The organism is Micromonospora sp. NPDC051227 (genome assembly GCF_044455385.1).
Taxonomy (GTDB): Bacteria; Actinomycetota; Actinomycetes; order Mycobacteriales; family Micromonosporaceae; genus Micromonospora.
This window is the reverse complement of record NZ_JBITET010000006.1, coordinates 100,724-116,209: the sequence shown is the minus strand read 5'-3', so window position 1 is coordinate 116,209 and position 15,486 is coordinate 100,724. Positions and strand designations below refer to the sequence as shown.

Annotated in this window: 12 protein-coding genes and 1 pseudogene; 7 read left to right on the top strand and 6 right to left on the bottom strand. The window is 64.7% G+C overall.

The window, feature by feature from the left end:
* Positions 1–244 precede the first annotated feature (244 nt).
* Positions 245–2,602, bottom strand: coding sequence for a restriction endonuclease (locus tag ACIA47_RS17360; protein WP_396709001.1), 2,358 nt, complete (start codon positions 2,600–2,602; stop codon positions 245–247).
* A gap of 682 nt (positions 2,603–3,284) precedes the next feature.
* On the opposite strand from ACIA47_RS17360, the gene ACIA47_RS17355 reads away from it, so the two are divergent.
* From ACIA47_RS17355 to ACIA47_RS17340, 4 genes are all read left to right on the top strand, one after another.
* Entirely contained in the window at positions 3,285–4,310 is a 1,026-nt protein-coding gene (locus ACIA47_RS17355; RefSeq protein ID WP_396708999.1) for an IS30 family transposase, read from the top strand.
* Positions 4,311–4,697: 387 nt separating this feature from the next.
* A complete protein-coding gene (locus ACIA47_RS17350) occupies positions 4,698–5,381 on the top strand; it encodes a hypothetical protein (protein ID WP_396708997.1) in 684 nt (227 codons plus the stop codon).
* 9 nt (positions 5,382–5,390) lie between these two features.
* The gene (locus ACIA47_RS17345) at positions 5,391–5,708 is read left to right on the top strand and encodes a hypothetical protein (protein ID WP_396708995.1); all 318 of its coding nucleotides are present in this window, start codon (positions 5,391–5,393) and stop codon (positions 5,706–5,708) included.
* A gap of 41 nt (positions 5,709–5,749) precedes the next feature.
* Positions 5,750–6,499, top strand: coding sequence for a hypothetical protein (locus ACIA47_RS17340; protein WP_396708993.1), 750 nt, complete (start codon positions 5,750–5,752; stop codon positions 6,497–6,499).
* 12 nt (positions 6,500–6,511) lie between these two features.
* Here the strand turns inward: ACIA47_RS17340 and ACIA47_RS17335 are convergent, their stop codons facing one another.
* The gene (locus ACIA47_RS17335; protein ID WP_396708991.1) at positions 6,512–7,141 is read right to left on the bottom strand and encodes a hypothetical protein; all 630 of its coding nucleotides are present in this window, start codon (positions 7,139–7,141) and stop codon (positions 6,512–6,514) included.
* A gap of 65 nt (positions 7,142–7,206) precedes the next feature.
* Here ACIA47_RS17335 and ACIA47_RS17330 point away from each other — a divergent pair, with 65 nt between their 5' ends.
* Positions 7,207–7,461, top strand: a complete 255-nt coding sequence (locus tag ACIA47_RS17330) for a transcriptional regulator (protein WP_396708989.1) — start codon at positions 7,207–7,209, stop codon at positions 7,459–7,461.
* A gap of 187 nt (positions 7,462–7,648) precedes the next feature.
* Here the strand turns inward: ACIA47_RS17330 and ACIA47_RS17325 are convergent.
* The 3 genes and pseudogenes from ACIA47_RS17325 to ACIA47_RS17315 all read right to left on the bottom strand — a co-directional run bounded on the left by ACIA47_RS17325 (position 7,649) and on the right by ACIA47_RS17315 (position 11,954).
* Positions 7,649–8,338 (bottom strand): annotated as a pseudogene (locus tag ACIA47_RS17325) (IS6 family transposase).
* A 133-nt stretch (positions 8,339–8,471) separates the two neighbouring features.
* Positions 8,472–10,424, bottom strand: coding sequence for a DUF262 domain-containing protein (locus tag ACIA47_RS17320; protein ID WP_396708987.1), 1,953 nt, complete (start codon positions 10,422–10,424; stop codon positions 8,472–8,474).
* Positions 10,425–10,559: 135 nt separating this feature from the next.
* Positions 10,560–11,954, bottom strand: coding sequence for a hypothetical protein (locus ACIA47_RS17315; RefSeq protein ID WP_396708985.1), 1,395 nt, complete (start codon positions 11,952–11,954; stop codon positions 10,560–10,562).
* Between the two features lie 628 nt (positions 11,955–12,582).
* Here ACIA47_RS17315 and ACIA47_RS17310 point away from each other — a divergent pair.
* Positions 12,583–13,800, top strand: a complete 1,218-nt coding sequence (locus ACIA47_RS17310; RefSeq protein ID WP_396708983.1) for a hypothetical protein — start codon at positions 12,583–12,585, stop codon at positions 13,798–13,800.
* A 317-nt stretch (positions 13,801–14,117) separates the two neighbouring features.
* Here the strand turns inward: ACIA47_RS17310 and ACIA47_RS17305 are convergent, their stop codons facing one another.
* Positions 14,118–14,750, bottom strand: coding sequence for a DUF7002 family protein (locus ACIA47_RS17305; protein WP_396708981.1), 633 nt, complete (start codon positions 14,748–14,750; stop codon positions 14,118–14,120).
* 460 nt (positions 14,751–15,210) lie between these two features.
* Here ACIA47_RS17305 and ACIA47_RS17300 point away from each other — a divergent pair, with 460 nt between their 5' ends.
* Positions 15,211–15,426: a hypothetical protein gene (locus ACIA47_RS17300; protein WP_396708979.1), complete on the top strand. Its 216-nt coding sequence runs from the start codon at positions 15,211–15,213 to the stop codon at positions 15,424–15,426.
* Positions 15,427–15,486 lie beyond the last annotated feature (60 nt).

Here is a 15,486-nt window from a genome sequence, read left to right as displayed (position 1 = left end):
GCCGTCGGTGACCCGGCGGCCAACGTGGGATGTGCCTTATCGGCGCTATTCCGCTCGGCGGAAGATCAGCCTACCTTGGACAGGTCCCGAGCCAGGCGTTTCGGGTCCCGTCTTTGCGCGCGAGCCCCTCAGCCGGACGCGCCTCCACGACCCGACGTGTTGCGCGCTATTGGCCGATGCGAGTTCACGATCATGGCTAAATGCGCTCGGGAAATAGCGACCAGAACGTTAACGACACTCATAATTAGAGATGATCGAACATGTCCTCTAGGCTGGTTGGTTCTCCACCCGGTGACAGCGGGAAGTCGAATAGAGCCCGCTGTCCTGGAATCACCCTCGCCGCACCGGACCGATCCACCTTTTGCAGGAGTTCCCGCATCTCTCCGGTGTCTATCTCGACCATGAGACCGTCCGCGATTGCTTCCAAGGCCTCCAGCTCGTCTTCATCGAAGTCCTCGGGATTTTCGTCCAGAATTTCTCGCATCTCGTCGAGTTTTTCAGCCGAGTAGAGCTCGAAGGCCGCCGTGGTCTCGGCGCTGAATTCCGCAGCCGGCTCGATGAAGGTCAGGACCTCCGCGAGGTCCTTCCATGAACCAAGGTCTCCCGGCTCGGCAAATCTGAGCAGCGTCCGGTGTTCGAGCTCCGTCTTCAGTGGTCGCCACTCCGGCGGGCAGAGCGGCGATTTCAAGAACTGTAATGTCTCCTCGATATCGCCGAGCGAAATCTTCTCGTGCTCTCGAATGATCGCCTCGATGACACCTCTGAGGGCAACCGATGTCTGGTTCCCCGCCAACCGCATGAGGTCCAAGACCAACGAGAGGTTCGTTCCTACCGAGACATGCCACGGGTCGCTGTCGGTGAGGAAGAGTTGGTCGGTTCGTTTCGCTGCCGGCTTCAAAAGAACCCGCTCGGCCGCGCGAAGGAGGTCTCTGGCCAACCTCGGCGCAAGGGTGCCCTGACCACGTTCCACGATCAGCCCGAACGTACCGGTGAGACCCGCGACCCAGCGCACCTGAGTGAAGAACTGACAGTTCCGGGCAAGGGTGAGCAGAACATCGTCGTACTTAAGAAGAAAGGTGTTCACAGCGTCGGCCAACCCTGGGTTCAGCGGTCCGACTACTATTTCCCCCAACTGAGACTCGACGGAGAAGCAGTCACCGTCCAGCACCCTGAGCGCGTCGTCCAAAGCCATCCGCGGAAGCACAACCCCGCCGTTGCCAGCATAGGCTTCTGTCGCGGAGTACAGGTCGTCGAGAGCTACCGGCCGTTGCCCGAAGCTCGCCCGGACGAAGAGAACCGCTCTCTGCAACGGGGTGAACTGATACCGGATCGCATGTCGCCAGAGCTCTTCCGGGTCTCTTAGCGCCGCTTCGATCCGGGCAGGGACGTTGATGTCGAGTTCGGGGGCAGGCTGCGGATCGAAGGGGTCGCATAGAGTTCCCGAGAAGAGGCTCCGGTTAGGCTCCAGTCCCAGTTCGCGAACCATAATCGCGATGGCCGTCTCAGTGAGGCGCGGATTGAAGTAAGAACGCCTGACGATCGAGAGGTAGCGCCACGAAGGCGAGCTTCTGGCAACCGGTCGCAGCGCCGAATAGTACAGCTGGTTGTAGAGGATGTTGCTTTTTTCGAACTCGGAGAGACCGGTCGAGCTGACCGAAACCTTGACGACGTCGAACGGCTTCCGATCGAGCTTCTCGTAATTCTGCTGAGCCTGCTTCAGGATGTAGTCGCGGGTAGTCAAGATGAAGACTTTGTCCCGGTCCGCCTGAACGGCCGAAATCAGGCCGAGGAGTTCCGACTCGCCACCGGAACGCAGCTTCGCTTCGAGACTGTTCTGCCCCAGGAAGTCGTCCAGGAATAGAACCTGCCGCTTGCCCCTCACCATCTGTGCTTCAATCTCCCGTACGTCCGCGACGCCCGCGATCGGCTCCCAGCCTTGGGCCATCAAGCGCAGGATCAGAAGACGCGCTGTCGTTGTCTTTCCAACTCCGGGAGGCCCAGCGAGAACACAGACTCCGTATCTCTCCAGCCGATCCATCGCCTCATGAAGGTAGACCGTCTCAACGAAGGTAGCACTCAACCTCTCGATCTCCGTCTTCAACGAGTCGGAGCGAAGATTTTCCATCTGGCGCAGGAGAATGGAGAGGGTCTCGCCGCTCGAAAGCCACAGTTTGAGATGTGCCCGCTCGACGGCGGGGTGTTTACGGAGTAGCCGCGCGATATCGTCCCGGCCTAGAATGTCCCGCTCGCTCACTCTTCCATTGAAGAGCGTGACAATGCTCTTCTTGTTAAGCCGAGTCAATCGCGCCGAGGTAACCACGACATATCTGGCCGCGGTCTGGACGATCGGCTTCCCCGCCTCCTTCTTAAGGTCCTGTTTCAAAGCTTGGTAATTTGCGTTCGGACGGTGCTTGCACTGAACGACCAATTCTTCGCCGTCACGCAATTCCACCTCGCCGCGTTGTGGACCCAAAACCCGCAGATCAACTCCGCCGTCCCGGCCTCGGGGGAAATACTCGACGGTTGCATCCCACTCCGCCGAAAGAAGGTCGGCCATCACCTGCTCGAAGTCGAAGTCAGAAAGCTTCTCGAAGTTTTCCACGCAAGCACACCCCAGCGAAATCCTCTGTCCCCGGCAGCGCCCAGACTACCGGCGCCTTCGTTCACTCGGACAGGTCGGGATCTCCGCCCAGTACATGCAGGGCCGCCGGCAGGGCCGACCGATTGGCACGGCTGCATTGATGGAACGTCCAAACGATCGGATCAGCCGCCGGCCATGCGTGTCGCCGGTGACGAGCTGTCACGCTTGGTATCCATCCGCGATCGCCGGTGGCATCCTGAACTGCCGCTAAGAAGGCGCGGCGGTCGGAGTAGGTCCGACACGCCCATCTAGTCCTGCCGGCTCCGCCGGCCAGTCTTCGATTCTAGGAGGCTGCTTCGTAACAGCGACCCCCGCCGCGACGAGACGGCCGAACGTGCCTGCGAGCGGCGATACGGTCCGGGCGTCGCGCAGGCTGAAGCGCCCGAGGTGGAAAGCCTTGTCAACGCCGGCTGAACTTTGACCCCTCTGTTCCGGGCGGGTTCCAGGGCGGGTTCCAGTACTTGTCGCAACACACCTGATCATGTGAGGCGTGTTGATGGGACGACGAGGACGGAAGCGCCGGCTCGACCTGGAGACGGAGTGCTGGCGGCTCCTGCAGTCAGGCGTGGGGACGTTCGAGGCCTGCCGGATTGTCGGGATCGGCCGCAAGACCGGCTATCGGTGGCGCGCCGAGAATGGTGGCGTGCCGCCAGCCCGATTGGGCGAGGACGTCCGGTCAGGCAGGTACCTGTCGTTGTTGGAACGGCAGCGGATTGCCACCCTGCGCAGGCAGGGCCTGACGATCAGGGCGATCGCGGAGCAGTTGGGCCGGGCGCCGTCGACGGTGAGTCGGGAGTTGCGCCGCAACGTGCGTCCGCACGACCAGGGCGTCTATGACGGCGATCTGGCGCACGCCCGGGCCCGGCAGCGGGCTCGGCGCCCGCGTGGAGGCCGCCTACTCGCCGACGCCGGTCTGCGGGCCATTGTCCAGGCCAAGCTGGAAGAGGATTGGAGCCCGCAGCAGATCGCTGCTTGGCTTCGGCAGGCATATCCCGACCAGCCCTCGTGGCACGTCTGCCACGAGCTGATCTACCAGGCGCTCTACCGCGCCGGTGGAGGTGGACTCAGCCGCCAACTTACTCGCCGACTTCGCACTAGTCGGCCGCTGAGGAAGCGGCGTCGTCGAGCCGATCAGCGCCGCTGCCGCTTTGTGGCTCCCACGCTGTTGATCGACCATCGGCCGGCCGCCGCCCTGCACCGCACCCGCATCGGTGACTGGGAGGGAGACCTCATCGTCGGTCGGCAGAACCAGTCCGCCATCGCCACCCTGGTCGACCGCACCAGCCGATACCTGCGGCTGGTGCACCTGCCCGTCGACCGCACCGCCGAATCCGTCCGCGACGCACTCCTCGCCGTACTGGCGGGACTTCCCGAGGCCGCGCGCCTCACTCTGACCTGGGACCAGGGCGCAGAGATGGCCCACCACCAGCAGATTGCACCGCTGCTGCGTGACGGGGTGTTCTTCGCCCACCCCGGCCGGCCATGGCAGCGTGGCACGAACGAGAACACCAACGGCCTGTTGCGTCAGTACTTCCCCAAGCGCACGGACCTGTCGCAGCACACCGCCGCCGATCTCCGCACCGTCGAGCAACGTCTCAACAACCGGCCCCGCAAGACCCTCGGCTGGCGCACCCCGGCCGACGTCTTCCACGCCGCTCTGGCACCCTGATGATCGTCACCGTTGCGACGACTGCTCGAATCCGCCCGGAACCACGGGGTCAGTTTTCAGGCGGAGACGACAGTCAGCGGCACCCCTCGCCGAACTTCGGCCTACGCGCGAGTTCAGTCACGTCCTCTCCCCCGGACGGACGGTGGTTCGCCCAACGACGAGACCGGCATTGGTGGATCGGCGACCTCACCGGGACCACCGATCGGGCCGCCCCGCTAGGGTACGAGCTGCGGCAGTGGTCCACCGACGGACAGGCGCTGCTGCGCGTCGGCGTCGACTCCACGATCGGCCGCGCCCATCAACACGCGGCGCGCCTGGGGTCCCCCGGATCTTGGTCATTCACGTACCGTGGTCCTACCTCGCGTGGCGGGAAAATCACGGAAAGCGTTGACCGAGCAGGAAGCCGGGGGGCGAATGCAACAGAGCAGCAGGCGTGAACGCCTCAAACTCGCGAGTCTGGGCTTCCTGGGCGACGATTCCGTCTTACGTGAACAGGCTGATCGTGCGCTGCGCGAGACGGGACGTGAACTGCGACCCGAGGAGTGCTCCGGGGCGGACCGGACCGGCTCCGTCCGGGTGGTGGTTGACACCCAACGAGAGGTCTCATCTATCGCGATCGCTCGCGACTGGCGCAGCCGGCTCGGCCCCAGCGGGTTCGCCGATGCGCTTTTCGAGGCGTACGCCGCCGCCGTGCAGGCTGCCCTCGAACTGGCGGCGCTCCTGCGTATGCAGACGGAGCAGCGAGGTCCTGCAGCGCCGGAACGGGAGCCGCTCGGCGCGAGCTCCGATCGGGACGTCGACGAGCACACCTGGCTGCGCGACACCTGGCGGACGCTCAACGGCCTCGACGCGGATTTGGACGCTGCCGCTCGCCTCACCAGGCGGACGGACGAGTCGAGCATGTCGAGCCCCAACGGCTGCCTGACGTTGCGCATCCGCGGAGGCGGCATCACCGGCATCACCGGCGACGTCCGGCGGATCGCACAGACAGACGCGGGTCAGCTGCAGTTCGAAGCCCGTTCCCTCTTCCGCGCGTTCGCGCTGACCCGCTCCCGACGGACTGGATCGTGAGGTAGCGACATGGTTGACCTGAACGTCATCACCGACTCGCTCCGCGATGAGGGAGGTAAATGGCTGACGCTGTCGGACCGGGTCGCCGCCATCAAGGTCGCTGCGGAGCAGTTGCATCTCGACCCGTCGGCCTTCTTCATCGGTGATGCGAACGTCATCGTCCACTCGCTGGCATACAGGGATTTCCACACCTTCATGGTCGGCGTCCTGAATGGGGCGGTGACCGAATTCGAGCAGGTGGGTAAGGCCCTGCGGCATATCGCCGACGAGTACGACCGGGCCGACGAGATCGTCTCATTGGACCTCAACAAGATTTACAAGGTCTAGCGACCCAGCGCGCGACGTTCGGAGAGGGCACGGAGCACCCCATGCAGCCAGGCACCAATGATCTTGAGTACGGGGAACCGTTCAACAAGGCGTTCGACCACATGCGCGCCGGCATCGACACGGCGATCGGCACATTCAACGAGATCGTCGAGCAGGTACAGCAGTGGAAGTGGCTCCTCGGACCCGCAGCACTCTTGTGGATCAAGCACAGCCTGGAGAGCACCAAAACGTCACTGAACGCCGTCCTCGACCGCGTCGAGCAGGCCTTGGAGCATCAACTGCCGGTGCTCTCGCTGATCGAGGTCAGCTTCCGCTGGGTCAACGACGTGAAGACCCCGGTCTCCGAGCTGTCCTCTGCCACCACCGATCCGGCGAACGAGAACCTTCCCAAGTGGACCGGCGACGCGGCGAGTGCCTACAACGCCAAGGCACTCAAGCAGAAGGCCGCGGTCGACGAGGCCGTCGTCAAGTCGGAGTTCATCAGCCAGTGGCTGTTCACGATCGCCAAGGCGAACGTCGACTACGCCGTTGAACTCGCGAAGATCGTCACGGGCCTGGTCGGCAAGCTGGCGCAGGCGGCGAGTGAAGGGGTGACCGTCATCGACCTACCGTGGGCCATCTCCACCCTCGCCGAGTCGGTCGGAGACATGGTCACCGCTGGCCTGGACGTTCTGCTGACCATCGGCCAGCGTTTCGTCGACGCACTGGGCAACGTCCGGGACATCGCGACGCAGGTCGGCGATCATTCGAAGCTACCTGGGGGGCGGTGGCCGGAGGCCGTCCGGGGATGACCGACGGGGGCATCACACCGTGGGTACGGCCACCTGGGTCGCCTTGAGCACCGTCAGTGCCTTCGATGCGAGTGTTTCGGTGGCGGCGTACGAGGTTCCGCCGACGGCCAGCCAGACCTTCACCACCAGGTTGCCTGTGCGCGCGCGGACCATGTACTCGGCGTACTTGAAGCCCGGCTCGGAGCGTCTGGTGAAGGCTTCGGCCTCGTCGCCCACGCCGGTGATGACGCCGGCCGGATTCATCACCGTCACCTGCGCCGTGGCCCGGTAGAGCAGCCGAGCCTCCTGCTCGCTGCCGGGCGTGGCCGCCTCCACCCGCAGATTCGCCTGATACCCGTCCTTCGTCCGCATCTCGAACAGACACGACGCACCAGGCTGCCCCAGCGGCGGCTTCGGATCGGTGCGGGTCACTGTCAGGAACAGTTCCGCCAACGGCCGAAGATCAGTACGCTTGCACAGCTCCAGATCCTGGGCTCGATAGATGGGGCCTGCCGAGGCAGTAGGCGCGGTGGAGGCAGCGCTGCTCGTGGCCGGCCCGGCGGTCGGCGCACTCACCGGGGCCGAGGCACCGTCGCAGGCGGCAGCGGCGAGCACCGCAACGAGCGCCACGACAAGACGAGGAACACCGGCCAGCGCAGACACGTCTCGAACATACCGGCTGGGCGGCTGGCAGACTGCCCGAGCGACGAGCCACTATGGTGCCGGGTATGACCGCCGAGACCCCGGAGCACATCGCCCGGACCCGCATGGTCACCGCCCGGGCGGTCCTACAGGGCCAAGCTGATCTTCGGACGTACCCCTATCGTCTCTTGGCGGTGGTCTCCCATCACGGCGTCAGCGGCGAGAAGGTCAGCGAGGCGGTCGCTGCCGCCGAGGTCCTCGGCCAGTTCGGCTGGGACCTCGTCAACATCTCAGAGTTCGCCTCCAACAAGATCGTCTACGCCTTCCTGCGGCGACGGTGACGATGACTCCCGGACCCTGCTGACCTGACGCGGCTGAGCAGGTGACCGCCACCGGACCGTAGCGTTCCGTGGATCTGCTGATCGCACTACTGGCGTGTCGAGCCGCCCAGCGATCTACAAGAGGCTTAACGGCGTCGTTGCGTTTACTGGATCGTTGTGCGCGTTGAACCTGGTATCGGGTCGGCGGTCAGATCGCGTGGGCGAGTTCGGTGGACGCTGCGGCGGTCCGCGTTGTCGGCCGAGCGTCGACGGCGAGTTCGTAGTGTCCGCGTCGTAGGTTCTGCATGAAGGCGTGTCCGGCGATGATCACTTGTGCTGTCTTGTCGGTTCGTAGCCCGCGCATCGATCGCAGCCGGTGTTTGAGCCGGCTGTGATCGGCCTCGATCGGATTGTTGGCGTACTGCTCGACGTGGTGCTACGAGGACGGGATCAGTTCGTCGAGCACGCCGGGGTAGACGGCGGCGGCGTCTGTGACGACCTCGCTGGGTGTCGCCTTCATCGTCGATAGGGTCCGGCGGAAGAACCTGCGGGCCGCGTCGGCGTCGCGGCGCGTCGAGACGAGCACGTCGATGACCTGCCCGTACTGGTCGATCGCCCGGTACACGTAGCGCCATACCCCGTTGACCTTGACATACGTCTCGTCAACGAACCGCCTGTCGCCGGGTGAGTGGCGGCTGAAGCGGGCCGCGTCGGCCAGCAGCGGGGTGAACCGCTGTACCCATCGGTAGACGGTGACGTGGTCGACCTCGACGCCACGTTCGACCAGCAGCTCTTCAACGTCCGGAGAGGACAGGTTGAACCGCAGATACCAGCGGACCGCGAGGACGATCACCTCGGGCGGGAACCGGAACCCGGCGAACGCCGACTTCGGCGGCATCCACGGGCGAGAGCGGATCGACGAAATCACCGCTCAAGCCTGCCTCGGCCCTGCCCACGCTAAATGCAACGGTGCCGGCTGATGTCGTGCGGAAGGCCGGGTCCGGCCGCCTTCCGCTGGGACAGCTATCGAGTCACGTCGGGTCGTGGGCGGCGTTCGTTGGCAGTTCGTCCCGGGTCGGTTGGGAAGGTATCGAAGAGCCGCCTGGCTGCGTCGTTTCCCCTGCGTGCGCGTCGGCGGGCGGTCCGGTCCACACCTGGCATATGTGTTCTGTCAGTTCCGCTGCCCGCGCCTCGATATCGGCATCACGCCACGCGTCAGGATGGTCCTTGATCAAGTCCTTCGACAACACCAGCAGGCTGTACTTCTCTAGGAGACTGCGCTTGCCCGAGCCGACCTCACCGCCGGAGGTCATGCCCGCAGCCTCCGTGTCGGTCCACGGTCGATTCGACAAGGCGCCGTTGAGACTTTTCGCTACCAGGGTGAGGTTGCCAAGGGTCTGGATGCGTCGGTTACGGTCCGCCGCCTGCTCGGGCGTGAGCCGCGGCTCGGGGTTCCAGTGGGTCTGCCACGACTGGGGCATGACGTGTTCGATCTCGAGCTTGGCCGGGAGTGTGATGTTCTCGTGGAACTTGGTGCGAAGCTTCTTCTCGATCGCCTCCAGCACCACACGCAGACGCGACTGCCGCAGGTATCCGTAAAGCTTGAGCGAGGGAAGCTCAGCCTTCATCGTGGCGTCGGTAGGCCACAGACGCGCATCTGCCCGCTGGTCCGCCAGGAAGTTCCGAACGGTGTCGCCCGCCGTGTCGATCGGTGACCGGTCGAGGAGCTTAAGGATGGAGACCATGGTCTTGTTGACGTCCTTCATCGTCATCCGAAGCAACGTCCGGCGCATGACCCAGCTCTCCAGCGCCCCGAGGGCAATCTCTATCTGCTTCTCGGGCACCTTATGGTTGTCCGACAGCAGCCACAGCAGCAGCGGGCTTGTCGCGGCGAGCCCCATCGTTTCAATGACCCGGGAGTAGAAGGATCCCTGTGCCGTGTCCTCGGGGAGATTCGCCAAGGCACGGTAGGTGTCAGCGTCCTTTCGGAATTCACTCAGGAGCTTGTTGGCGCCGTCAGGGCTGGACATGTAGGGCCCGGCGTGCTCGGTGAACACCCGGAAGACTTGCTCGGTCTTCACCTCGTCTCGCAACCGCATGGTGAGCCAGTACTGCACGAAGATGTCGATGCGGGACCGCTGGTGGCGGCCCTGCACGATCTCAGCCCGCCACCAGTCATCGTCGAAGTCGACCCAGTGTGTCTCCGACCAGTCCTCGACGTCAGCGCCGACCTTCACACCCCGCTGGAACACCCAGTTCTTGATCAGGTCGGCTTTGAGAAGCGGCGTCCCGCGGTCATTCAGTGTCTCGAAGATCAGTTGGGAGTCGTCGTGGCCCGTCAGATTGATAGCGACGATGTATAGCCCGTCTCGCAGCGTTGCCGATAGCGCTTCCGCACGCGCCTGCTCGGAGCCCGGTGGGGTGTTGCCATCGTCGTCAGGCGTTCCGGTGAGCCAGGCGTGAGCCTCGTTGGAGAAGAACTCGTGGGCAGAGATGATCCGGTGCTCCCCTGCCCAGCCGGGCTTAGGGTCCATCGCTTGGGCGAACGCAGGTCGGTCATGCTTGGACGGCCATAGCTTGAAACGCTCGGGCTTGCCCTTGAAGGCCGACGAGCGGTTGAGAATGAGCTCTTCGAGGTCTTCAGCGAGGAGGTCGTGCCCACGCTCGGCGACTGCCGCCTGGACGGCATCGATCATCAGTTGGATCGTGGTCATGCGCTGCTGCCCGTCGATCACCATGTGTCGAGTGACATCCCCGACGACCGGGGGCTTCGACTCGTAGACAACCGCGCCTAAGAAGTGGTGTGGCACAGTTGGCTCGGCACCGGCGGCGACGACGCGACTCTCGGCGACCCGAACCACGTCGGCCCACAGCGGCGCCCACTGATCTTCCTCGTTCCAGACATATGGCCGCTGGAACGGCGGGATCTCGTAGTGCATCTTGCCGTCGAACAACTGACGGGGACTCAGCGCGTCTGCCTTCACAGGTGCCACTCCACCCACTCAACCACTACGGGGACAGACGTCATCCTGCCAAAGGGCACCGACAGCGTGTGCCCATGTCGGTGGGCGGTCACCGCAGGTTAGCTCAAGTGTGCAGAAGCTGACGACCAAGAAACCCTAGCCCTGAATCCAGCGAACCTGGATTTCGAGGACGTTCGCTGGGCTGGTGCGGGAGTTGCTGCCGCTCACAAATGTGACTGTGCCCGGTTCAGCTGAACCCACCCACATGCCCAACGTGAGGTCGCAGAGGTACTGGTCCAGCCCGATGGCGGTGTGTCGTACATCCGTGTATCGAAGGGTGAACGTCTGCTGGGCGTTGCGGCACCGCTCCGCCCCGACAGCCTGCAGGAACTTCGCGGGTACGACGAGGACGTCGCCTGACTTCCTGATCAGCCAGTAGGCGGCAGTGGGGCTGACGGCGAGCAGGTCATGCAACTGCCTTACCTCAATCCGCCAACTGTCGTACTGTCCCGTCCGGCGGATGAAGAGGTTCGTCTTCTTGACCTGGACTACCTCGCCGAAGCGGACGTGTAATTCGCCGCCGACGCTGACGGTAACCAGGATCCCGAGGTCCGCGCCGATCCGCCGCTCCTCGCTCTTCGGCACGGTTCGCTGCTTGATCGAGATGAGCGCCTTGTGGGCACCGTCACCCAGAACAGCGAGGGTACGTCCTAGCTCGCTCAAGTGCCGTTCGAGCAGCGCCAACAGCCGCTGTGTGAGGCCCTCCTCCTCAGCAGCGCCCTGCGCATCGACAACTTTGGTGAAATTCCGGAGAGCGGCCTTGGCGCCCCCGCGTACCAAGTCTTCCAAGTCCATGTCCGCGAGCCAGGTAGCTGCCGGTCCAGCCAGGGGCCGCGGAAAGACGTCACGGTGACGGTCCACTTGCATCGCAAGGACGTTTGCCGCGCATGTCCCAGCGTCCTGGTAAGCACCTTCCAAGCGTGCTTGCAGGCCACGCGCTCGGAGGCTGACGCGGGGCACTGGGATGGTGGCGGCTACATCTAGCGCAGCTACGACCTGTGAGTGCTCCTCCGCCAACCAGGCGGTCATGGTGATATCGAGATCATCGACCTCCGGCCCGACAAGAAGTAGCCAGGGCAAACAGCGCGCCCACTTTTCAGCGTTGTCGCGGGCGAAGTTTTCGATCCCCCTGAGCGCCCCGCCGCGCTCGATGCGCCGGTCATGGCCGAGCTGCGCCAGGAGCGTGAGGTTCCGCCACAGGTCAATCTCAATCTGCGCGACCGGCGCTGTTGCGACCGGGACGTCAGGGACGGCGACCCTGCCATGGTGTCGGATGCTTTGTCCTAGCTGACGCAACGCCTCCTGCCCACCAAGAACGCCAAGGTTTATCCGAGCCGCTGTCAGCCGCTCCAAGGCGAGCTGGAGGATCGGACCGTCGCACTCGGAGAGACCACTGCTGCCGAAAGGCAGGCCACCGGCTGTCAAGATCTTGAAGGAACCGCACTGCCGTAGAAACCACTGGTCAACCTCGGTCGCGTGTGCACGGACCAAGTGCTCAAATATGCGTTTGTCCGTTGTCGTTGGACTCCAATATCCGCCCGTCGTAACTGGGCAACGCGGGTCACAGCAGTCTTCAGCGTCTGACACGAGCGAAGCATAAGACAGGGACGGAAGAGCTGGTCTGATCCTGCGTCGGCGTCCTTGATCGATAGATAGCGAGGTCTCCGGTAAAGGAAGGCGCTGGTATAGCTGGTCCAGAAGGCGGCGGAGACCGGGCGGGTGGCGCGCGTTGCGGTCGCGTACGCGGTGATGGCGCGTCGGTCGCGCAGCGCGGCTTGGATCGCCTGCCGGGGCCAGCTCGGGTGTGACCGAACGGAGCGCGTGTACTGCCCGGTCGAGCTGAGGCAGCAGGCTGCCCACCGTGAACAGCCGAACGCCGGGGATGTGGCCTGCGGTTGGCTACGTGATCCCGTCATGCATCGCGCCCGCGCTCCGCCAGCCGTTCGCGACCGAGGTCATCGAGCAGCACCGGCATACGTGGACCTCGGGCGTGTGTGCTCAACCGCCCCGACGCGAGCCTGACTCATTCCGCTCCGGATGTCGCCCCCGATGGATACCTTGGGAGGCCGGCACGTGCGCCGATCGACTTCGACGGCAGATCCGCCACTAGGGGGAACGAGTGACCCGCCCTGTCTGGGAGCAACTCAACCCGCTCGACTTCAACGACGGTGTTTTGTACTTACCCGCCATGGTGGAGTTGCAGCCTCGCCTGCCTCTCTGGGGGCACCCTGGCCAGCCCGGTCTGCGTGAGCGCGTGGCCACCGATCGTCCTCACGGGATCAGTGGCCAGAAGCTGCTGTGCCTGCTCTGCATGCACAGCCGAGCCCGGAAGGGCCTAATTCCGGCACCGGTGTGGATGACCCTCGTCGAGGGTCCCTACGGGGCAATCTTCCGACACGAGGACGGCCGCTCGCCGCACCCGGAGCACGAGCCCGAATCCGACACCCACAAGGCGCTGAAGGAGCGCAAGGCCCGCACCTGGCAGTCCGTCGGCGGCACCGTCGAGGTCGAGGTGTGGCGGCCGCGCGCCCACCGACGCCCGGACGTGGTGGCCGCCGGTCCGGTCCTAACCGTGGCAGGCGAGGTCCAGCACTCTGTGGCGACCCGTCAGACCATTCAGAGCAGGCAGAAGGCGCTCCGCAAGGCCGGCGACCGAGTGGTATGGACTACCGACCGCGGTGCCGGCGACATCACCTTCCTGCACCCGGTCCCGCACCTGTCTGTGCCCGCGCTCAGCGATCATCGGCTGTACCTGTCCGAGACCCGGCTTGAGATCGGCGCGGGCGCCATCACGTTCGAAACCCAGAGGTGCGGCTGGGCGGACCTCTGGACCGGCACGAGCCGCTGCCCGGTCACCCGCAGGACCGTACCGTGTGGCAGCCTGCACCAGTACCCGACGTTCAACCCGCACAGCTACAGCAGGGAGAAGGTCGCCACGACTGCGGTGTACCCGTGTGGTTCGCGCCTGCACCTGGACCATCTGCTGGAGGGCATCCTGCACGGGTCGTGGTTGCCGTACAAGAACCGCGACCGCATTGCGTGGATCCCGGCCGCCGCCCACGAGGACGTCGCTACCGAACGAGGCGGGACTGTGGAACTGGCGGAGAGCGGCATCGCCGAGCGCCGGGACCGGACGACCGAACGAGCCTGCGAGCGCCGAGCCGGAGCGGTCGTCGCCCAGGCTGAGGCACCCGAGGTGGAGAACCTGACCCCGTGCTGCGGCGAGAAGCGGCCCGGCCGTGCCGGACAACCATTGGCTCTTGCCTGCAATCTCTGCCGCAACTCCCCGACCTACTACCGCCGAGACCAACTCGACCGCGAAGCGGCACAGGACTGACGCCACGAGCTGTGCCGCCTCCGCTCCACCGGGTGGCTCAGCGATCGCCGTCGACGAGCAGCAACGGCACGTCGTAGACGGATAGGTCGGCCCGTGGCCGCAGGTACCGCACCCAATGCCGTCACCGATGGTGCGCATACGCAGGGCCGACGTCGATCTCCGCTGCCCAACAACAAGCAGAGCCACCCGGCCTGCCCCATGACTCACCGAGCACGTTCCGAGCGCTACCACCATTTCCGTTCGTTTAGGCGGTGGGGCGTGACAGGCTGCCGGCCGTCCGAGAGCATCGCGATCCCGTGGCCGCAAAGAGTGGAGACTCAGTCGATGGCACCTTCGATCATGTCGGTCAAGTCGAGGATGTCAGGGACGGCGCCTAGAACGGTGACCTCGACCAGTGCGCCATCGCGGCCGAACCGGCGGCGGTACTCGTCATAGGGGTAGTCGCCGATCGGCACCCAGGATCGGTGTCCTCGCATCGGGTGGTTCTTCTGCGTCACCGCCCCAGAGTTGAGCCGGCAGAGTTCGATTCGTGAGCCGTATCGCTCGACGAGGGCGCGGGTGTCGACGTGCAGGACGACTTGGTCCTCGGCGCGATACTCCTTCGCTTGACGCAACCGGTCCAGTCGCTCCGCGCTGGCCCAGAAGAAGACCCGAGAGTTGATGGCGGCGAGGTACTCGGCCAGCGACGAGTCAGGATCGATCTTCTCCGCGACGAATTTCATCGGCTTCTGATCGCGGATCACGGCCGGCGGCAGGCCGGACGCGCGCAGAACGGTGGACCGCTTGCGAGGTGCGCTCAAGAGTCGCTCACGCTCGCCAGCGTCGAGGCCGTACAAATCGATCAGTTGCCGCGTGGACAGCAGGCCGTGTCGTTGCACCGATGGCCATGCAGTCGCCGACATCGTGTGGAAGACCTGCGGATGGCGCGCGATCAGTTCCTCGACGTCCATGCCGCCGATGATGCCGCACGTCTGCGAGTACGTGCATCTGTGATCCGGTCGAGATCCTCCCATCACCCGGTTGACGGGCGGTCTGCAGCGCTGGCGGTCTGCGCCGTTACCCCTACGCTTGCCGAGACACCGCTATCCGTAACGACCGACCCGCGTCTATGGGCGGATGCTCAGGGTCAGGAAGGCTTGAGCGGCTGCTCGCGAGTGGTGCCTGGGTTGGCAGGGTATGAAAGGTGTCGGTTGGCCGTGGGAGACTCTCGCACCGTGGATGTTGACGAGTTTGGGCGGTCGTGGAGTCGGCCGGAGCGGGTCTCGACGGGCAGACCGGCGACGATGGTGAGGCCGTTGCCGCGGCACTGGTGACCCGCTTGGCCGCAACTCCCCTGACGGACTGGCTGACCATCCCGCGGTACCACAAGCCGCGGCCGAGGAAGACGACGGCGCGCTGTTCGCCGAGTCGGTGAACTACGTAGCCAGCGAGGCCTACGAACAGGTCACAGGTGGTGACGACGACGCCTTCTACGAGGCGATGAGGGCCCGCCAGCCCGTTGCGGTCGGCATCGACGAGGCCCGGGAGCCCGACATGGGTGAGGACTTCGACTTCGACGATGATGACGAGATGCGGCGTCGGCTGCCCCGGCTGGCCGAGTTGTTTCTCGAGCCCAGCGAGGATTGATCTCGGCAGCTGCGGCCTGGAGAGAAGCTTTCAACCACGAACAAGGACCGTTGAAGCATG

Excerpts from the sequence above, each read along its gene's own strand:
- ACIA47_RS17345 (WP_396708995.1), top strand. The coding sequence starts at position 5,391 with ATGGTTGACCTGAACGTCATCACCGACTCGCTCCGCGATGAGGGAGGT.
- ACIA47_RS17340 (WP_396708993.1), top strand. The coding sequence starts at position 5,750 with ATGCAGCCAGGCACCAATGATCTTGAGTACGGGGAACCGTTCAACAAG.
- ACIA47_RS17330 (WP_396708989.1), top strand. The coding sequence starts at position 7,207 with ATGACCGCCGAGACCCCGGAGCACATCGCCCGGACCCGCATGGTCACC.
- ACIA47_RS17305 (WP_396708981.1), bottom strand. The coding sequence starts at position 14,750 with ATGGACGTCGAGGAACTGATCGCGCGCCATCCGCAGGTCTTCCACACG.